Annotated in this window: 16 protein-coding genes and 1 pseudogene; 9 read left to right on the forward strand and 8 right to left on the reverse strand. The window is 70.7% G+C overall.

Annotated features, from left to right (window positions below):
* Positions 1 to 48: 48 nt before the first annotated feature.
* The 3 genes from ACTWPW_RS23295 to ACTWPW_RS23305 form a co-directional block, all read right to left on the reverse strand.
* Positions 49 to 180, reverse strand: a complete 132-nt coding sequence (locus ACTWPW_RS23295) for a SapB/AmfS family lanthipeptide (protein WP_103955008.1) — start codon at positions 178 to 180, stop codon at positions 49 to 51.
* Entirely contained in the window at positions 152 to 2,725 is a 2,574-nt protein-coding gene (lanKC, locus tag ACTWPW_RS23300; protein WP_443169893.1) for a class III lanthionine synthetase LanKC, read from the reverse strand. Before lanKC ends, ACTWPW_RS23295 begins: the two co-directional genes overlap by 29 nt.
* Positions 2,726 to 2,859: 134 nt before the next feature.
* The gene (locus ACTWPW_RS23305; RefSeq protein WP_443169894.1) at positions 2,860 to 3,990 is read right to left on the reverse strand and encodes a sensor histidine kinase; all 1,131 of its coding nucleotides are present in this window, start codon (positions 3,988 to 3,990) and stop codon (positions 2,860 to 2,862) included.
* A 198-nt stretch (positions 3,991 to 4,188) separates the two neighbouring features.
* Between ACTWPW_RS23305 and ACTWPW_RS23310 the strand changes: the two genes are divergently transcribed.
* Entirely contained in the window at positions 4,189 to 5,154 is a 966-nt protein-coding gene (locus ACTWPW_RS23310; protein ID WP_443169895.1) for an aldo/keto reductase, read from the forward strand.
* Positions 5,155 to 5,225: 71 nt separating this feature from the next.
* The gene (polX, locus tag ACTWPW_RS23315) at positions 5,226 to 6,905 is read left to right on the forward strand and encodes a DNA polymerase/3'-5' exonuclease PolX (protein WP_443169896.1); all 1,680 of its coding nucleotides are present in this window, start codon (positions 5,226 to 5,228) and stop codon (positions 6,903 to 6,905) included.
* A gap of 294 nt (positions 6,906 to 7,199) precedes the next feature.
* Here polX and ACTWPW_RS23320 read toward each other — a convergent pair whose 3' ends face one another.
* Entirely contained in the window at positions 7,200 to 7,553 is a 354-nt protein-coding gene (locus ACTWPW_RS23320) for a hypothetical protein (RefSeq protein WP_443169897.1), read from the reverse strand.
* A 314-nt stretch (positions 7,554 to 7,867) separates the two neighbouring features.
* A complete protein-coding gene (locus ACTWPW_RS23325) occupies positions 7,868 to 8,470 on the reverse strand; it encodes a cadmium resistance transporter (protein ID WP_443169898.1) in 603 nt (200 codons plus the stop codon).
* Positions 8,471 to 8,941: 471 nt separating this feature from the next.
* Between ACTWPW_RS23325 and ACTWPW_RS23330 the strand changes: the two genes are divergently transcribed.
* The 3 genes from ACTWPW_RS23330 (at position 8,942) to ACTWPW_RS23340 (ending at position 12,683) form a co-directional block, all read left to right on the forward strand.
* On the forward strand, positions 8,942 to 9,673 hold the full coding sequence (locus ACTWPW_RS23330) for a hypothetical protein (protein WP_443169899.1): 732 nt from the start codon (positions 8,942 to 8,944) through the stop codon (positions 9,671 to 9,673).
* A gap of 260 nt (positions 9,674 to 9,933) precedes the next feature.
* The gene (locus ACTWPW_RS23335) at positions 9,934 to 10,980 is read left to right on the forward strand and encodes a sulfite oxidase (RefSeq protein WP_443169900.1); all 1,047 of its coding nucleotides are present in this window, start codon (positions 9,934 to 9,936) and stop codon (positions 10,978 to 10,980) included.
* 143 nt (positions 10,981 to 11,123) lie between these two features.
* On the forward strand, positions 11,124 to 12,683 hold the full coding sequence (locus ACTWPW_RS23340) for a WS/DGAT/MGAT family O-acyltransferase (RefSeq protein WP_375109627.1): 1,560 nt from the start codon (positions 11,124 to 11,126) through the stop codon (positions 12,681 to 12,683).
* Here ACTWPW_RS23340 and ACTWPW_RS23345 read toward each other — a convergent pair.
* The gene (locus ACTWPW_RS23345; RefSeq protein ID WP_364135386.1) at positions 12,621 to 13,172 is read right to left on the reverse strand and encodes a TetR/AcrR family transcriptional regulator; all 552 of its coding nucleotides are present in this window, start codon (positions 13,170 to 13,172) and stop codon (positions 12,621 to 12,623) included. The two genes, ACTWPW_RS23340 and ACTWPW_RS23345, sit on opposite strands and share 63 nt — an antisense overlap.
* Positions 13,173 to 13,772: 600 nt before the next feature.
* On the opposite strand from ACTWPW_RS23345, the gene ACTWPW_RS23350 reads away from it, so the two are divergent.
* Positions 13,773 to 14,345, forward strand: a complete 573-nt coding sequence (locus ACTWPW_RS23350) for a TetR/AcrR family transcriptional regulator (protein WP_375109626.1) — start codon at positions 13,773 to 13,775, stop codon at positions 14,343 to 14,345.
* Positions 14,342 to 15,859 carry an MFS transporter gene (locus ACTWPW_RS23355; protein WP_443169901.1) on the forward strand — a complete coding sequence of 506 codons (1,518 nt, stop codon included), beginning with the start codon at positions 14,342 to 14,344 and terminating at the stop codon, positions 15,857 to 15,859. Before ACTWPW_RS23350 ends, ACTWPW_RS23355 begins: the two co-directional genes overlap by 4 nt.
* Positions 15,860 to 16,093: 234 nt before the next feature.
* Here ACTWPW_RS23355 and ACTWPW_RS23360 read toward each other — a convergent pair whose 3' ends face one another.
* On the reverse strand, positions 16,094 to 16,528 hold the full coding sequence (locus ACTWPW_RS23360; RefSeq protein WP_364135393.1) for a helix-turn-helix domain-containing protein: 435 nt from the start codon (positions 16,526 to 16,528) through the stop codon (positions 16,094 to 16,096).
* 133 nt (positions 16,529 to 16,661) lie between these two features.
* Between ACTWPW_RS23360 and ACTWPW_RS23365 the strand changes: the two are divergent.
* Positions 16,662 to 16,994 (forward strand): annotated as a pseudogene (locus ACTWPW_RS23365) (STAS domain-containing protein); the annotation flags it as partial.
* A 311-nt stretch (positions 16,995 to 17,305) separates the two neighbouring features.
* On the opposite strand, the gene ACTWPW_RS23370 reads toward ACTWPW_RS23365, so the two are convergent.
* Positions 17,306 to 18,235, reverse strand: coding sequence for an aldo/keto reductase (locus tag ACTWPW_RS23370; RefSeq protein ID WP_443169902.1), 930 nt, complete (start codon positions 18,233 to 18,235; stop codon positions 17,306 to 17,308).
* A 36-nt stretch (positions 18,236 to 18,271) separates the two neighbouring features.
* Here ACTWPW_RS23370 and ACTWPW_RS23375 point away from each other — a divergent pair, with 36 nt between their 5' ends.
* On the forward strand, positions 18,272 to 19,228 hold the full coding sequence (locus ACTWPW_RS23375) for an alpha/beta hydrolase (RefSeq protein WP_443169903.1): 957 nt from the start codon (positions 18,272 to 18,274) through the stop codon (positions 19,226 to 19,228).
* The last annotated feature ends 6 nt before the right edge of the window (positions 19,229 to 19,234 follow it).

Genomic DNA, 19,234 nt, shown 5'->3' on the forward strand with positions numbered 1-19,234 from the left:
GGGGTGTTCCCCCGCCTTCCGGGACGACACGGGACCTATATCACGAGATCAGTGGCAGAGAGCGACACTGAGATTGCTGGGCTTGCCGGAGTGGCAGGAGAGAACGGTCAACGTGCTGCCGCCGCTGGCCACGTCGCTGGCCGCGGGAGCCTCAAGACCCTGCAGGTCGAGAAGTACCATGTCGTACACCTCCTTCCGTGGTGTGGTCGGGGACAGGCCGCTCGGGTGCGGCCTCGAGGAACGGCAGATGGCAGGGCCGCTCGCCCAGCACTGCACCGAGGGCGAAGAGCACGCCGGCCGTTCCGGTCGCGAAATCCATGGACAGGCGCAGGAGCTGGTCACCGGGGAAGGCCAGCCCGCCGCCGTACGGGAGCGCGTGCCACCGCAGCCCCTTCACCAGCTCGGGAAGGTCGCCGGCGCCCGCGGCGAGCATCCCCGCGCGGCCGGTGAACAGCCCCGCCTGCACGAAGAAGCCCGCGCGGCCGGCGAGCCGCAGCTCGGCCAGCGCCGTCGCGAACGCCTCGTCGTGCCGGTGCCGCAGGTAGCGCTCGATCACCAGGGCGATGCCGGCGGACCCCTCGTCCAGGTACGGCAGCAGCCGCCACCCCTGGTTCACCTGGAGCGAGCCGTCCTCGGAGTGCCGGCAGCGCCGCAGGTCCTGCCGCAGCGCGGTGGCCGCCAGGTCGAGCAGCGCCGCGTCGCCGGTGCGCTCGTAGGCGTGCAGGAACAGCAGCGCGGGGCCCGAGGAGCCGTGCATGAGCCCGGCGCGCGGGCCGGCGCCGCCGCTGATGTCGGGTACGGGGGTGTCGAGCCGCCCGGCGCAGATGTCCACCGCGCGCAGGGCCAGGTCGGTGCGGCCGAAGCGGAGCAGGTTCAGCCCGATGCCGGACAGGCCGGAGATGAGGGCCGATTCCAGGCGCTCCCACTTCTCGCGCAGGCAGACGTCGATCAGGTCGTTCGCGTCCTGGTCGTGTCCGAGCAGGCCGAGGACGTACGCGATGCCGTGCAGGCCGTCGTACAGGCCGAGGCCGGAGCCCTGGACCGGGCGGCGGGCGCGCTCGCGCAACCAGCGCTCGTACTCGGGGTAGGGGCCGAGCCCGGCGGCGGCGAGGGCGAAGAGCACGCCGGCCGCGCCGTGGGCCAGGTCGAGCCCGCCACCGGGGCGGAACTGGGCCACGTCGCCGGGGAACAGGCGGTCGTCCCGCTCCGGCGTTGCGCCGGCCCGGATGGCCCTGGCCATGGCGTCGCGCAGCTCCGGCCAGCCCGCCGTCCCGGGCATGGGCAAGGGGGTGGCGTCCGGAGCGGTGTCCGGGGCGCTGCCCGCGATGGTCGAGACGGCCTCGTCGATCATGGAGCCGGGCGCGGGGAAGGTCTCCTTGACGATCTCCCCCAGGTGCGCCACCTTCGGCCGGTGCAGCGGCAGCATGATCGTGCACTGCGGGGCGAACAGGCCCAGGCGCAGGCAGGCCAGCGCGTACCGGTCCACGTCCACGCCCTGCCGGTCGGCGGGCGGGGCGAAGGCGGGGTGGGCGAGCGCGGCGCGGCCCTGGTCGCCGGCGAGCGTGGCGACCTCGAAGTCGATCAGCGCCACCCGGCCGTCGTCGGCCAGCAGGATGTTGTCGGGGTGCAGGTCGCCGAAGACCACGTCGCGCTCGTGCAGCGAACCGACCGCCCGCGTCACCTCGTCGAGGGTCTCGACGGCCCAGGAGGTGTACTCGGCGAGGTCCCGCTCGGTGCAGGTGGCGCGGGTCAGCGGGTAGCGGTGCACCAGCCGCCGCTGGAGCGGCGTGCCGTCCACGAACTCCATGACGAGGAAGTGGTGCTCGCCCAGCGTGAAGTAGCCGCGCAGCGCGGGGGCGGCCGGCAGCCCGGACAGCCGTTCGAGGATGTCGCGCTCGTGCTCGATCCGGCTGACGGCGTCGCGCCCGGCCGCGTCCAGCCCGGCGTGCGGCCTGGCCTCCTTGAGCACCACCTGCTCCCCCGAGCGCTTGTCGCGGGCGAGGTAGACGCCGCCGCCGTTGGAGAAGTGCAGGACGCGCTCGATGTCGTACGGCAGCCCGGTCGTCGTCACGGCGTTGCGCGCGGCGAGCTGCGGCTCCAGGAAGGCGGGCAGCGTCGTCCACGGCGGCACCGAGAACGTGGCACCCCGCACGTCGGGCACGAGCCTGCCCTCGCCGTCCTCGACGGCCAGCACCCGCTCGCCGGAAGGGGAAAGGCAGTGGCGCTCGGCGAAACCCCCGTACCTGACGAACAGCGGGCCGGTGCCGTAGCGCAGGTCGCTCAGGATGTACGGCCCGCGCACGTCGCGCAGGAGCTCGTCGAGCTCCTTGAGCACGAGTTCGAGCTGGGCCTCGTCCCTCGGATAGATGGTGATCAGCTTGCCGCTGGAGGCCCTGGAGGCGGCCTTGGAGTTGACCATGACGAGCACGGGCAGACCGCGCAGGAACTTGAACGCGATACCGCGCGGCAGGCAATAATCCCATACTGCGGCAATGGCTTTCTCGGCGTCCGGCACGCGGGCCGAGACGTGAATCTTCCACCCCTGGGCGGGAAGGGGCGGCTCGTTGTCGGGGGCGTAATAGCACCAGGTGTCCGTCAGGGCGGTGGACCAGCCGGCGGGCAGTGACCTGCGCAGAATGGGAAAGTCGGCGTCCGCGGCCGTGCTGTGCTCAAGGGTGTCGTAGAAACACGGGTCCACAAGGCAATACAGCTCGTACTTGTCCATCTGGCGGGGACCTCCAGGGCGATGTGTCTAGAGCTTCCCGCCGGGGACGCCATTCGGCTAGTCATATAATGCATTGCCGATGCATGGCTATTGAATTTCGCTTTGTGAATTCCTCACCAATGACCGGGCGCCGGTTATTTCTTTCGTGGCACGTATACGCTGAACGTGAACTGCCCCGACCTGGAGGAGGTCGCCTCCAGCCAGCCGCCGAGGCCGGAGACGCGCTCGGCCAGGTTCAGCAGGCCCTGGCCGGCCTCGCCGGGGCGGCGCGGCGGGCGCACGCCGTCGTTCCTGATCGTCAGGCGGACCATCTGGTCGCGTTCCAGCAGGTGGACGGAGCACTGGCGGGCCTCGGCATGCCGGAGCACGTTCGTCACCCCCTCGCGCAGGGCGTGCGTGAGCGCCTCCTCCACCTCGGCCGGCAGGTCGCGGCAGGACACCCTGATCTGGCAGCGCACCCGTACGGACTCCAGCAGCGACCGCGCCGAGCCCAGCTCCGCCGCCAGCGAGGAGCTGCGCAGGCCGTGGGCCACGGCCCGGACGTCGGCGGACAGGTTGCGCAGCAGCTCCAGCACCTCGCCCACCTCGTCCTGCGCCTTCGCGTCCCGCTCGGCCACCAGCCGGTCCAGGAGCTGCACCTTCAGCACCAGCACCGTGAGCCGGTGGCCCACCAGGTCGTGCAGGTCCCGGGTGAAGCGGCGGCGCTCCAGCGCGACAGCCCTGCGCATGACCTCGGTACGCGCCTCGCCCAGCCGCCGGGCCCGCCCGGCGAGCGTCACCACGGCGTACTCGGCGATGCCGACCAGCGGGGCGGCGACCGCCCAGAGCGGATGGATCGTCGCCGGCTCCGGCGCGGCCAGCACCACCGGCCCGCACGCAAGCGCCAGCGCGACCAGCACGATCGAGCGGATCCGGCCGGCCATCACCAGCAGGGCGCCCGTCAGCAGCCCGCACACCGGGGTCCACACCGCCCCGAACACCGTCAGCGGCAGGTAGGTCAGCCACGCCTGCACCGCCACGATCCACCACCCGCTCGCGCGACGCGCCGGGATCTCGGTGACGAACTTGACGTGCAGCACCAGCAGCACGAGCAGCGTCATGACCCCCTCGGCCAGCATCCCCGCACCGGCCAGCCCGATCACCACCGGAGCCGCCAGCCCGACGATCCCCGCCACCAGTCCGAGTCCGCCCACCCAGTACGGAGACGACAGGTCGTCGAGCTCGGCACGCGCCCGGGACAGGAGTCCCCGGTGTGTGTCCTTCACCTCACCCCCGGTGCGTATCGGGTCCACCACGGTCTCGACACGGCTCGCCGCATCGCCAGAGCGCCCACCGTTTTGCAACGTTCCTCTAATCGACCCGATCAGCGTCGCCCGTGTAAAGGTCATTTCCGCTTTTGGACAGCCCTGACTGCCTGTTGACCCGTTCAGTGGCCATGGCATTCGGGTCATAGGGTGAACGGTATGGATTACACGCGACTTGGTAACACGGGCTTGCAGGTGTCGAGAGTTTGCCTGGGCATGATGAGCTACGGCGATCCCAGGAGACAGGAATGGGCGCTGGCGCGGGAGGAGGCCGAGCCCCTCGTCCGCCGGGCCGCTGACGCGGGAGTGACGTTCTTCGACACCGCCGACGTCTACAGCGCGGGCGCGAGCGAGGTCGTGACCGGCGAGGTGCTGCGCGCCATCTTCGGCCGGCGCGAGGATTACGTGCTGGCCACCAAGGTGTATTTCCCGATGAGCCGGAGCCGCAACGACCGCGGGCTGTCGCGCAAGCACATCCTCGACTCCATCGACGCCTCGCTCAAGCGGCTCGGCACCGACTACGTGGACCTCTACCAGATCCACCGCTGGGACGACGAGACTCCTGTCGAGGAGACCATGGAGGCGCTGAACGACGTGGTCAGGGCAGGCAAGGCCCGTTACCTGGGGGCGTCGAGCATGTGGGCCTGGCAGTTCGCCAAGGCGCAGCACGCGGCCGCGGCCAACGGCTGGACGAAGTTCGTCTCCATGCAGAACCACTACAACCTCCTCTACCGGGAGGAGGAGCGCGAGATGCTGCCGCTCTGCGCCGACCAGGGCGTGGGCGTGATCCCGTGGAGCCCGCTGGCCCGCGGCGTGCTGGCCAGGGCCGGCGCGGCCGCCACCACGGCCAGGGCGGGGTCGGACGAGCGGATCGACCACCTGTACGACCCGGAGAACGACAAGCTGATCATCGACCGGGTGGCGCAGGTGTCCACGGACCGCGGCCTGCCCGCCGCGCAGATCGCGCTGGCCTGGCTGCTGCACCGCGGCGTCACCGCGCCGATCGTGGGCGCCACGAAGGAGCGGCACGTGGACGACGCCGTGGCGGCCGTGTCGGTGTCGCTGTCGGAGGAGGAGATGGCGTTCCTGGAGGCGCCGTACCGTCCGCGCGAGGTGCGCTTCTAGACGGGGCTGCGAGACGGCGGCCAGGCGGCGGCCAGGCGGGGATTGTCGGCCGGGGATCCTAAGGTATGGGCATGCGGGCAAATGAGGAGGCGGCGGCGGCGCTGCAGGAATACGCGGAGCTGTTCGCGCTCTGCGGCGGCGACGCCTTCCGGGTGCGGAGCTACCAGAAGGCGGCCAAGGCGATCGCCGGGTTCCCCGAGGACATCTCGGTGGCCGACGTGCGCGGCGTCCCCGGGGTGGGCGAGGCGATCGCCAAGAAGATGGAGGAGTTCCTGCAGCGGGGGAGCTTCCGGCAGCTCGACGACCTGCGGGGCCGCGTGCCCGAGGGCGTGCGGCGGCTGACCCGGGTGCCGACGCTGGGCCCCAAGACGGCGATCATGCTGTTCGAGGACTACGGCATCGACTCCACCACGGCGCTGAGCGAGGCGATCACCTCCGGTCGCCTCGACGGCGTCAAGGGCCTGGGCCCGAAGACCCTGGCCAACCTGCTCAAGGGCATCGAGCAGCTGGAGCAGTCCGGCCGCAGGGTGCACATCGGCATCGCGATGTCCCTGGCCGAGCAGGTGATGGCCTCGCTGAAGGCCGAGCGCATCGCGTACGCGGGGTCGCTGCGGCGGATGAAGGACACGATCGGCGACATCGACATCCTCGCGGTGGCGCCCGAGTCCATCATGGAAGACTTCCGCGCCCAGCCCTATGTCGCCGACGTGATCGCCGCCGGCGACAAGAAGACCTCGATCCGCACCACGTCCGGCCTCCAGGTGGACCTGCGCGTGGTGCCGGCCGGGTCGTGGGGCGCGGCCATGCAATACTTCACCGGCTCCAAGGAGCACAACGTCGCCATCAGGGAGATGGCGGTGAAGAAGGGCTGGAAGCTGTCCGAATACGGGCTGTTCGAGGGCGATCGAGTGATCGCCGCCGAGTCCGAGGAGGACATCTACGCCGCGCTCGGCATGCAGTACGTACCACCGCCGATGCGCGAGGACGGCGGGGAGGTCAAAGCGGCGCTGAAGGGCGAGCTGCCGGTCCTCGTGGAGCTGGCCGACCTCAAGGGCGACCTGCACACCCACACCAACCTGACCGACGGCATCGCCTCGCTGGAGGACATGGTGGCGGCCGGCCATGCCCGTGGCTACGCCTACTACGCGGTCACCGACCACGCGCCCGACCTGGCGATGCAACGCATGACCCTGGACAAGGCGCTGGAGCAGCGGGGCCGGGTCGCCGAGCTGCAAGCGAAATATCCCGACATGCGGCTCCTGCACGGCACCGAGCTCAACATCGGCCCCGACGGCTCGGTGGACTGGCCCGGGGAGATCCTGCGGGAGTTCGACGTGTGTGTGGCATCGGTGCACTCGCACTTCGGCCTGTCCCGCGACGACATGACCCGCCGCTTCATCGCCGCCTGCGAGAACCCGTACGTCGACATCATCGGCCACCCCACGACCCGCAAGATCGGCAAGCGGGAGCAGGTGGACGCCGACTGGGAGGCCGTCTTCCGCGCGGCGGCCAGGACCGGCACCGCCATGGAGATCGACTCCTTCCCCGACCGCTCCGACCTGCCGTCCGACCTGGTGCGGCTGGCCAAGCACCATGGGGTGAAGTTCTCGATCGACAGCGACTCGCACGCGATCCCGCACCTGGCGAACCAGCGGTTCGGGGTGGGGATCGCGCAACGGTCCTGGCTCACCACGGACGACGTCATCAACACCTGGCCCCTCGACCGGCTCCGCACCTTCCTGGGCCGCTGACCGCCCACCGACCCGACTAACCTCCGGCCCCGCCCGCCGAGGGGCCACCTGCGAGCGCTGACCTTCCCCGGCCCTGGCCGGCACTCACCCCCTTCGGCCCCTCAACCCCTCGACCCGAACCTGCACGCCAGCCCAGCCCCGCCTACGGGCCCTCGCCGATTGGCGAGGGCCGCGTGCGACGGGGCCGCATGGGATGGGGCCGCATGGGGTGGGGCCATGTGCGGCGGGACGCGTGCGGCCGTGCAACCGCCGTAATAAGGGGCCTCGCCGGAGGGGCTGGAACGTGTTCACCGATCACCCGCTCCAGGGCTGAAGACGGTCACGCCAGACCCAGAGCCCCTTGTGCTCACCGCTCTTGAGCCGCACCCAGTGCTCGCGGCCCCGGCCTATGGCGGCGCAGGTGGCGCGCACGGGCTCCTTGGAGGGAGCGAGCTCGCCCTTCTTCCCGAACTGCTTACCGGGCCCCATCCTGACGGGGGCCGCTTCGTCCGTCTCGTTCACGTAGTGGCAGGTCGGCGACTGCTGCGTGCCGGCTGCCAGGGGTGTGCCGACCGCCAGGGGCGTGGCGCCCGCCGGAGCGGGCGGGGCGGCGGCGAGGGGGGTGAGGGCGAGGGCGGCGCTGGTGAGGACGCGGTTCACGGCTCCCATGCATGGTCTCCTTCCGCCGGACAGACCTCAGCAGCTCCCTTCTCGCAGATCCCGACTTAATGCCATAAATCCGGACATTTTGCCGAAACCTGGGAGGCGGAAAGTCAGCGAGGAGAGGCGGTCAGCCGCAGGAACTCCCGCGACAACCCCCATGAGGCCGTACGACAGCCGGCGCGATCACCGGCGCCACCCAGGACGCCACCACCGCAACCGCGAGCCCGATCACCAGATCCCACCGCCGCATACAGGCCACAACCCCCCAACCCCTCCCGCCGCAGTACGACCCGGACACACCCCTCCGCCCAGCAAGTCCCTTACAGGCCGAAGGCTCCGCCCTCGACCAGGATGAGCACACCGAGGCCGATCAGCACGATCGGCAGCAGGACATGACCCCATCGACTCAGCGCCCGCGCGACGACCGGCCGGTTGGCGAGGAACCGTCCAGCGGCGCACCACACGGCGACCAGGGCCAGGAAGACGACAATGTAGACACTCATCGAGCCGGCCCCCGCCGTGGCGAACACCGGGACGTACACACCGATGTTGTCACCGCCGTTGGCGAAGGTGACCGCAGCGACCTCCAGCACCTTCGGCCCACCGGCGTGCTCTTCACCGAGCGCTTCCTCGCGGGCGTCGCGCCGCTCCTTCCACGCCTGCCAGGCCGCCTTGAGCCCGAGGGCAAGCGGGAGCAGGCCCAGGTAGGGCAGGACGGGTTCGGGCAGGAAGGTCGCACCGAAGGCGGCGGCCGCAGCCACCGCCAGAATGCCGAGGAAGCCGAGGTATTGTCCGGCCACCACCCGCGCCGCCGCACCCCGACGTCCGGCCCCCTGGGAGAAGAACAACGCCAAGACCAAGATGTCGTCGATGTTGGTGACGGCGAACAACCCAGCCGCCTGCCCGACAACGCCCACATTCACGCCAGGTTCTTCCCTCTCACTCCGATACGCCCGGGGCGACCCTACCGGCCACGTACGCATCGGACGCCGCCACCATCGACGACGCAGAAGACACCCTTCATACGGAAGCCGGTTCCGCAGACCACCGGCTCACCCCGCCTCCGTTACGCGCCCTCCACCACCTTCAGAACTGCCACCACCTCAGACCACGCCAGCACACACTGACGGTCACGCCCACCCGCACGCTGACGGTCACCCCACCCACCAAGGGCGAGCGACCGTCACGCCAACCCACACGGATCGACCAGCACGCCAAGCGGCGGGGCGGCGCGTGCATTGACCGTAACTGCCACCACCACCGGCTCATGCCAGGACCCCTGAGCTCCACCCTCAGAATGACAAACCCTGGTCGGATGTGGCCCGCCCGAGAATACGAGAGAGTGTCCTCGCCACCTCGCACCCCACCGAAGGAAGACCTGGAGGATGCACTCCGTGCCCAAGAAATCGCGCAAGCTCTGGACGCGCATTCTCGCGGTGCTCACAGCCCTGCTCGCCGTGGCCATCGCCGGGGCGACCCTGGCCTACCCCTCCGTGGCCGCGACCACCTGCCCCGGCTGCTACGGCCTGACCGAGCTGGAGGAATCCGTCTACACGGAAGACAGCCTGACGAATGCGCAGAAGACACAGGTGAAGCAGGTGGTGCGGGAGGCCCGCCAGCGGATCATCGGCTTCTACGGCCGCCAGACGAGCTCTCCCAGCCTGCTCATCTGCGTGACGGAAGCCTGTTATGAGCGCATCGGCGGCGGAAAGGAGCGCGGCATAGCGGTGCTCAACAGAGCGGTGATGCTGTCGCCGAGAGGCCTCGACGCGGTGATCGCCTCGCACGAGATGTCCCACGTCGAGCTGCACACCCGGCTCACGTCCGGGGCCGAGGCGGTTCCCCAGTGGTTCGACGAGGGTTTAGCGGTGGTGGTCTCCGACGACGCCCGCTACCTCGCCCCGCAGACGCACCCGGACCGCTGCCTCACAGAGCCGTCCGGCCCCCTCCCGACCACGCTCGAGGAGTGGTTGACGGCCGCGAGCAAGGACGCCGGCACCTACGCCAAGTCGGCCTGCCAGGTCAGTCGCTGGCTCCACGACAACGGGCAAAGCGCAGGCCTCCTGACCTTGATCGACCGCCTCAACGCAGGCGAGCCGTTCACCGCAATCGTCACCCCCACCTGACCCACCAACACCCGCCCCACCCACGGGGCCCGCCCACACCACACCCCTGACAAGCACCCCCTGCTACCAGCCACCAGCCATCAGCCCGCCGGTTGGTTCGACCTCGTGCTCGGGTATGCCTCCCCGGCTCGGGTAGAGGTCCAGGGCTGGAACGTTCCCGTACCGATACGCCAGATTTTGGCAATGGAGGATGCGGCCGGACAGCGCGAGGAGATTAAATGGTTTCCAGGTAGGAAATAGGTACTAGGAGGTGATGCTCCATGAAGCAAGCCACGGCGACGATCGTGAAGCCGCTGCCCGACCACCTGTTCAAGGTGCACGGCAACAGCGCCGAGATGCGCTGGGAGTCCATGGCGGGGCTGGGCTACCACACCCCGAACGACCGGTTCTTCGTGCGGAACCACACCTTCACCCCGCTCATCGACGTCACCACCTGGCGACTGCGCGTGCACGGGGCGGGAGTGCGATGTCCGCGCGAGTTCGGCTACGAGGATCTGCGGGCCATGCCGTCGCGTACGTTCGACATGGCGATCGAGTGCGCGGGCAACGGACGGCGGTTCTACCGGACGCAGCAGCACGACGGCGCACCCGGGACGCAGTGGGGCCTGGGAGCCATCGGGGTGGCGCGGTGGCGGGGAGTGCCGCTGAAACACCTGCTCAAGGAGGTCGGAGTGCTGCCTGGGGCGGTGGACGTGCTGCCCACCGGGCTCGACGCGCCGTTCGAGGATCATGGGCACGTGCGCAGGCCGCTTCCCATCGACAAGGCCATGGACGACGTCCTCGTCGCCTACGAAATGAACGGCGTTCCGCTGCCGCCCGACCACGGATTTCCGGTGCGGCTGGTGGTGCCGGGATGGGTGGGAATAGCCTCCATCAAATGGCTCGGCGACCTGGAAATTTCAACGACGAAGCTCTTCACGCCATGGAACACGGTGTTTTACCCCGACGTCACGACGCAGCCGGTGAAGAGCGCATTCGAGCTTCCCTGGAATGCGCGCCTGTCCCTCCCCGGGCCACACGTACTGCGCGGGCGGTCCTGGTCGGGCCGGGGCAGGATCGTACGGGTGGAGGTCAGTTTCGACGGCGGTCTCCATTGGCGCGAGGCCGAACACCACGGGCAACACCTGGTCAGCGCGTGGCTCCCCTGGCACGTCGAGTGGGCTCCGCAGCGTACGGGGACGCGGTTGCTCATGGCGCGCGCCACCGACGAGACCGGCGCCACGCAACCCCTCACCACGCCCCGGCACCCGTTCGGCTACCACTTCGACGCTGTCGTGCAACACCCCATTCACGTGGTCAATGGGTAGGGAATTGTCACTTTTCCCCGCTGAGCTGGAGGTTTTCTAAACGCGCGTACGGCCCATCGGAATTCATCTGGAAGACTCGCGCAGAAACCTTCCGGAAATCCCGCCATGTGATGCTTCCCACACTCAAGGGAAAAGGAGAGCCGATGCGCCGGCTGACCGCACTCGACGCCCAGTTCCTCAATATCGAGACGGCGACGACCGCCGCGCACGTGGCAGGACTGGCGCTGCTCGACCCTGCGGACGGCTCGGTCACCAGGGACGCACTGGCAGAGCTCCTGCTGGATCGCCTCCACCTCTCACCCGCACTCAGCCTGCGCGTGGCGGAGGTGCCGCTCGGGCTGGACCTCCCCTACTGGGCCGCCGATCCCGACTTCGACATCGACAACCATCTGTTCGAGATGACGCTCCCCGAACCGGGGGACCAGTGGCAGCTCGCCGAGGCCGTCGCGGAGATCCACGCCCGTCGGCTCGACCGGGCGCATCCGCTGTGGGAGATGCACCTGATCAACGGGCTGATCGATGGCAAGGTGGCCGTCTATACGAAGGTGCACCATGCCGCCATCGACGGCATCTCGGGCGCGGAAACCCTCGCCACCCTGCTCGACCTGACCCCGGACGGCGTCGCGCCACGTGACGGTGCCCGCCCCGGCGATGACACGGCCTCCTGTGATGTCGTCGCGCCTCGCGACAGTGACAGTTCCCATGACGAGGTTCAGCACGTGGACCAGCCGTACGACGACGCTCCCGGCCTGGTCGGGATGCTCGCCGGGGCCGCTGTGCGTACGGTGACGCACCCCGTACGGGCCGTCCAGTCGGTGGTGCGGGCGGCTGGGGACCTGGACGCGATTCCCGTCGTCGGCGGGCTGCCCGGGGCGAAGCTGATCGCCAAGGCCGCTCGCGTGGTGGCGCGCGACGAGCAGCGCCGTCCCGACCTGCCCAGCCTCGCCGTCCCGCGCACCCCGCTGAACGGCCCCATCAGCGCCCGCCGTCAGCTGTCCTTCGGGTCCCTGCCGCTCAAGGACATCAAGAAGGTCGCCAAGGCCAACGGCATGAGCGTCAACGACGTCGTCATGGCCCTCTGTACGTCGGCCCTGCGCTCGTGGTTGCGCGAGCGTGACGCGCTGCCGGAGGCGCCGTTGATCGTGGCCGTGCCCGTGGCGGTCCGGAAGGCCAAGGCGAAGGACCTGGTCGGCAACCAGATCTCGGCCATGGTCGCCCCCATGCCGACGAACATCCCCGACCCCAAGGAGCGGTTGCAGGCGGTCGGTGCCGTGATGGGGAGGGCGAAGCGGCGGTTCGCGCTGGCCCCGGCGACCTGGCTGAGCGAGCTGTGCTCGGTACTGCCCGCGCCGGTCACGAGCCTGGCGACGCCGGCGCTCTTCCGGCTGGCGGGGATGGCGTTCCCGCCGATCAACCTCATCATCAGCAACGTCCCGGGCCCGCAGTTCCCGCTGTACCTGTGTGGCGGCAGGGTCCTGTCCTACTATCCGATGTCCGTGCTGACCGACATGAGCGGTGGCCTGAACATCACCTGCTTCTCCTACGACGGCATGCTCGACTTCGGCATCGTGGCCTGCCCCGAGCGGATGGATGACGTGTGGGGGCTGCTGGACCACCTGCGCACGGCGCTGGACGAGTTGCTAGACGAGCGAGTGGGCGATGAGTTCCGCGACGGCGTCCGGGTCGATCTGGTGGCCGGTTAGCTGGCAGAGGTTCTCCTGATAGAGCAGTACGGCGGCGAACGTGGCCGCCGCCACCTCCAGCCGCGCCGCGTCCCCGCGCGTACCGGGCAGGGCCAACTCCAGCGCGAACCTGGCCCGCCTGACGAGCTCACCGTTGAGGCGGCCGAGCCGTTCTTTGACGGAACGGTGCGTGTCGGCCTCGCGGAACAGGATGCGCCGCATCGCCGGTGAAGCGCGCAACGGCAGTCCTCGGGCCAGCCGGGACAGCGTTCCGGCCGGGTCGCCGGGGACCGCGTCGACCTCGCGTCCCTCTTCGACCGTGGTGCGCTCGTAGACGAGGGCCACCAGTACGTCGACCTTGCGCGGGAAGTACTGGGAGATCAGGTCTTTGGGGACCTTTGCCAGCTTTGCGATGACCGCGGTTGGGGTGGCCTCGTAGCCACCGCCCGCGAACAGCTCCTCCGCCGCGTCCAAGATGCGCGTCCGCGCGTCACCGATCGCCACCACCACAGCTCGCACCTTAATGCGGCCGGGGGTGCATCGCCATGCCGGGAGCGCGAGAGCCCGCTGCCGCGTCGTGCCCTGTCACGCCGTAGCGGACGACAGCCGGGGTCCCGGCGCGGCGGGGACCCGGCGCGGCGGGGGCCGGGCGCGGTCCGGGCGCGGTCCGGGCGCGGTCCGGGCGCGGTCCGGGCGCGGTCCGGGCGCGGTCCGGGCGCGGTCCGGGCGCGGTCCGGGCGCGGTCCGGGCGCGGTCCGGGCGCGGCCCGGGGCCCCAGCCCGCCCGGGACCGGGCGGCGGGGGCCGGGCGCGGTTCGGCCCCAACCCGGCGGGTCCGGGCGCGGTCCCGGCGGGGGCCGGGCGTGCCAACGCCGGTGGCCGGGGGCCAACGCCGGTCGTCGGGGCGCTGTCCCTTTGATGGGCCGACCCAGTTGGTCGGGTCACCGCCCGCTGGGTGGGTCGCCTCGTACGGCGTGACGCCGGCCGGGACAGCCGGGACGGCCGGGTCGGTCAGGTTGGCGCTGGCTGCTATCCGTGGGTTTCCGGCACTGGCGAGGCTTTGATGTAGCATGTGAGACAAAGATGTCTCAAACGATACGCAGGTGTGTGCATGGCAGCGACCCGTGAGCAGGTCATGAAGGGCGCGATCCAATACCTCAACGAGAACCCGAACGCCTCCATGGCGCAGCTCGCGGAGGCCGTCGGGATCAGCAGGGCCACCCTCCACCGCCACTTCAGCAACCGTGACGACCTGATGCTCGCCCTCGGGCACCGCGCGCACGAGCAGTGGGCCCAGGTGCAGGCGAGCAGTGGCATCGTCGAGGCGACCGCGGCCACCGATCCCGAAGTGGTCCGGCGGGCGATGAACGCGTTACTGGCGGGCCTGATCGACGTGGCCGACGAGTACGGGTTCGGCCTGACGGACTACGCCATGGCGGTCCATCCCGAGCTGGCGCGCCGCTCCGACGAGCTGGAGGAGCGCGAGATCGCGTTCTACGCCGCCGCCCAGCGCGCCGGCCTGCTGCGGGCCGACCTGCCCGCCCGCTGGATCAGCAACACCGTGTACGGCCTGCTCGTCACCGTACGCGAGAGCCTGCGACGCGGCGACGTCGCCCGCCGGGACGTGCCCCGGCTGCTGCACAGCACGTTCATGGACGGTGCCGCACCCCGGGAGGAAGTATGACGATCACCACGTCGCCCGTCTCGTCGAAGAGGCGGTGGGCGGCGCTGGCCGTGCTGTCGGCCAGTGTGCTGGTCGTGGTCATGGACATGACCATCCTCAACGTGGCCCTGCCCGCCATCTCCGCGGACCTGCGCCCGGACTCGATCCAGCTGCTGTGGATGGTGGACGCGTACGCGCTCGTGCTGTCCGGGCTGCTGGTCACGGTGAGCGCCCTGGGCGACCGGTGGGGTCGTAAGCGGATGCTGATGCTCGGGTTCGCGGTGTTCGGGGTGGCCTCGCTGGCGGTGCTGGCGGCGGGCAGCCCGATGCAGGTGATCGCCGTACGGGCGCTGCTCGGCGTCGGCGGTGCGATGATCATGCCGTCCACGCTCTCCATGATCCGGAACCTGTTCACCGACCCCGGCGAGCGCGCCAGGGCGCTCGGCGTGTGGGCGGCGATGGCCGCGGTCGGGGCGGCGCTGGGGCCGATCGTGGCCGGGGTCCTGCTGGAGCACTTCAGCTGGCATTCGGCGTTCCTGGTGAACGTGCCGGTCATGGTGATCGCGATCGCCGCCGGGCTGTTCCTGCTGCCGGAGTCCAGGAACCCGGCGCCCGGCCGGTGGGACTCCCTGGGCACGCTGCTGTCGATGGCGGGCATGGTGGCCCTGGTCTACGCGGTCAAGAACTTCGGCAAGTACGGCCTCAGCTCGCCCGGCGCCCTGGTGGCGACCGCGGTGGCGGCGGTGACGCTGGGCTGGTTCGTGATGCGGTGCCTGCGCAGGCCGGATCCGCTGCTGGAGATCAGGCTGTTCCGCAGCAAGCCCTTCTCGGCCGGGGTCGTGACGGCGCTGACCACGTCGATCGCGATGGCGGCGGTGCTGCTGCTGCTCGCGCAGTGGATGCAGCTCGTGCAGGGGTACGGGCCGCTGGAGACGGGCGTACGCCTGCTGCCCGCGGCGCTGGCCGCCATCGTCGCCTCCCCGCTGGCCCCGGCGGTGGCGGCGCGCATCGGCGCCCGTACGGTGCTGGCGGGCGGGCTGGCCGTCACCGGCCTGGCGTTCCTGCTGTTGTACGTGGCCCCGGGCCCGCTGGACTACTGGCCGATCGCGGTCGCGCTCACGCTGATCGGCCTCGGGAACGGCTCGCTGGCGATCGCCTCGGCCGCGATCATGTCCGGCTCGCCACCCGCGAAGGCGGGCAGTGCGGCGGCCATCGAGGAGACCAGTTACGAGGTGGGCGGGGCGCTCGGCGTGGCCGTCCTGGGCAGCGTCGCGGCCGCGGCGTACCGGGGGGAGCTGGCGTACGAGGGTCCGGCCGCCGGTGTCGTACGGGAATCGCTGGGCGGGGCGCTCGACGTGGCGAGGGAGCTGGGGCCGGCGGGGGTCCGGCTCACGGAGGAGGCGCGGGCGGCGTTCACCGACTCGCTGGTGCTGACCAGCGGGGCGGGGGCGGTGCTGATGCTGGCGGGCACGCTGGTGGCGTGGCTGCTCACCCCGCGCGACCTGGACCTGTCCTCGGCCGACCACTCGCACTGAGCCCGGGCGGACGGCCCAGGATCGGTGCTCGCTCCACCGCGCTGACTCTTCGTGCCATGAGGCCCGTTGAGCGCCGGGTGCCCGGGCGCTTGAGGTGCGAGGGGCAGGCGGGATGTTTGGGGTTTATGGGGCAAGAGGTGTGCGGGGGTGCAGGTGCGCCTGGTGCGGGGGTGCAGATGGCGGGATGTGCAGGGTCGGAGGTGCGCGGGGGCGGGGCCCCCGAGGTGTCGCGGGTCAGCGTTCCGGGCCGGCGACCTGGTCGGCCACGCGGCCGATGCGGGCCAGGCGGGCCAGGGCGGGCCGGGAGAGCACCTCCCCGATGTCGTGCAGGGCGACGATGAGCTCCTCGACCCCGTCGAGCGGCATGTCGGGCTCCCTGCTCAGCAGGATCCCCCGGTAGTCCTCGGGGGAGACCGCCCCGCCAGGCAGCTCGATCCGTACGTCCTCCGCCCGGAACAGCACCGGCACCGAGGTGTCGAGGACCAGGGCCAGGGCGGTCAGCTCCGCCGCGGTGAAGGAGCGCTGGCCGCGCTCGGCCTGGTGGACGGCCTGGCGGCTCCAGGGCCGGTCCAGGTAGCGGCCCAGGGCCTCGCCCAGCTCGGTCAGCGACATGCGGCGCTCGGCACGCAGCCGTGCGATCTGCCGGCCGATGGCCTCTTCTACCCTCATCTCCTCAACCCCTGTCATTCCTGGCGATGACACCGACAGTCCGTGATTGACGGGAGGGCGATCGCGGAAGTACTGTAAATCTACAGAGTTCCCCGTCAATGTAGTCAATGACACGACTGATGGTGAGGCGCAAATGCAGGACATCGTCATCGAAGTGGTCGGACCGGTCGGCGACTGCGCCGTGCTCAAGGTCGGCGGCGAGGTGGACGTGTTCACCGCTCCCAAGCTGCGCGAGCAGGTGGTGGACCTCGCGGGCAAGGGCGTCGTGCACATCGTCGCCGATCTGAGCGGCGTGGAGTTCCTCGACTCCACCGGTCTCGGCGTCCTCGTCGGAGGGCTCAAGCGGCTGCGTACGCTGGACGGGTCGCTCTCGCTCGTGATGACGACGGATCGCATCTCGCGCATCTTCAAGATCACCGGGCTCACCGCCGTCTTCGCCTCCCACTCCTCTGTCCAGGACGCCATCGCGGCCGACGCGCACTGGTCGCACGCGGTCGAGGGCGAGGCCGGAAGCGTCGAGGAATGGTGCCGCCGGCACGGGCTGGCCTCGTCCTAGCGACAGCTCCGGACCCACCGACGTCGCGCGCCCGGCCTCCGCACACAAGCGAGCCCGGGCGCGGCAACGGTCCCGCCCCGCGAAGCACCCCGGAGCACACCCCCGGCACCCCGGAGCACCCCCAGGACCGCGAAACACCCCAGACAACCCCGAAGCATCCAGAGCGCCGCGAAGCACCCTAAGACGCCATGCAGCGCCGTGAAGCGCCCGCGAAGCGGGTCTCAGGGGCGGGACGCCTCGTCCAGGATGGTCAGCTCCTCCTCGCTCAGCGTCACCGCCGCCGCCTCCATCAGCGGCCGCAGCTGCTCCACGCTCCGCGCGCTGGCGATCGGCGCCGTGACCGTCGGCTGGGCGGCGAGCCAGGCCAGCGCCACCGTCGCCGGCGCGGACTGCCGCTCCCCCGCCACCTTCACCAGCGCCTCCACCGTCCTGGGCCCGTGCTCGGTCTCCAGGTATTCGGCCGCCTTGCCGGCCCGCGGGCTGTCCACGCTCACCCCGGGCGCGTACTTGCCGGTCAGGAACCCGCGCGCCAGCCCGAAGTACGGCGTGCTGGACAACCCCTCCTGGGTTACCACGTCCCGCAGCTCGCCCTCGTAGCCGCGCTCGACCAGGTTGTACGGCTGCTGCAGCGCCACGTACCTGGCCAGCCCCTCCTCCTCGGAGGTCTTGAGCGCCTCGGCCAGCCGGGCGGCCCCGTAGTTGGACGCGCCGACGTGGCGGACCTTGCCCTCGCGGACCAGCGCGTCGAACGCGGCCAGCGACTCCACCAGCGGCGTGTCGTGGTCGTCCACGTGCGCCCAGTAGAGGTCGATGTAGTCGGTACGCAGCCGCCGCAGCGAGTCCTCGACCGCCGTCCTGATCGTCGCCGGAGCCAGCCCCTGCAGCCCCTCCAGCATGCCGACCTTGGTGGCCAGCACGAGGGAGTCGCGGTTGCGGCGGTCGGCCATCCACTCACCGATGATCATCTCGGAGGTGGACTCACCGGTGGCCCAGTACGGGTAGACGTCGGCCGTGTCGATGAAGTTGCCGCCGCCCTCGACGTAGGCGTCCAGGACCGCGAACGAGGCCTCCTTGTCGGCCGTCCAGCCGAAGACATTCGCGCCGAGCGATATCGGGAAAACGGACAGGTCCGTAGTGCCTATTGATCTCATCCCGCTATTATCCGCGCAGCCGATGTTGGAGGCTCGATGCGGCCCCGGTTACCTGGTTGCCTGGTCGGCGCGCTGATCGCCGCCCTTCTGTGCCTGGTGGGCGTGGCGGTGTGGCTGCCCGGTCAGAAGGAGGAGCCGCCGGCGCCGGAGCCCGCCCGGACGCCCGTGGAGGTGGTGGCGGAGCGGCGGCTCGACGAGCGCAGGATGGAGCTGACGATCAGGTCGGACGCGCTCGGCGCGACTACGAAGGTGCGCCTGCTGCTCCCCGACCGCTGGGAGTCGCGTACCGACTGGCCGGTGCTGTGGCTGCTGCACGGTGGGCTCGACGACCACACCTCCTGGACCGCGAAGACCGACGTCGAGGCCCTGACCCGCGGCACCGGCGTGCTGGTCGTGATGCCGGACGGCGGCAGGTGCGGCAGCTACTCCGACTGGTGGAACGGCGGCGCGGGCGGCCCGCCGCGCTGGGAGACCTACCACCTCGGGGAGCTGCTCCCGCTGCTCGAAGCCCGCTACCGGGCGGGCGGGCGGCGCGCCGTCGCGGGCTACTCGATGGGCGGGCAGGGCGCCATGCTGTACGCGGCCAAGGGCGGCTTCGAGGCGGCGGCCTCGTTCAGCGGCGCGCTGCACATCCTCGGCCCCGGCGTCCCGCAGGCCGTGATGGCCGGGACGGCGATCGGCTGCTTCGGCACCGACTGGAAGCGCATCTGGGGCGACCCGGAGGAGCAGCGCGACGTCTGGCGCGCGCACAACCCCTACGACCTGGCCGACCGGCTCAAGGGCGTCGAGCTGTACGTGGCGGCCGGGCAGGGCGACCTGGTGGAGGACCTGGCGAACCGGGCGGCCAGGTCGTTCGCCGGGCGGCTGGAGGAGCTGGACATCCCGGCGCGCACCCACTTCTCCCGGGGCGGGCACAATCACACGTCCTGGCAGAGGGAGCTGCACCGGGCCTATCCGATGCTCATGTCGGCCATCGGCGCCGGCGCCTCCTAGAGATCA

Source organism: Nonomuraea sp. KM90 (genome assembly GCF_052246675.1).
Classification (GTDB): domain Bacteria; phylum Actinomycetota; class Actinomycetes; order Streptosporangiales; family Streptosporangiaceae; genus Nonomuraea.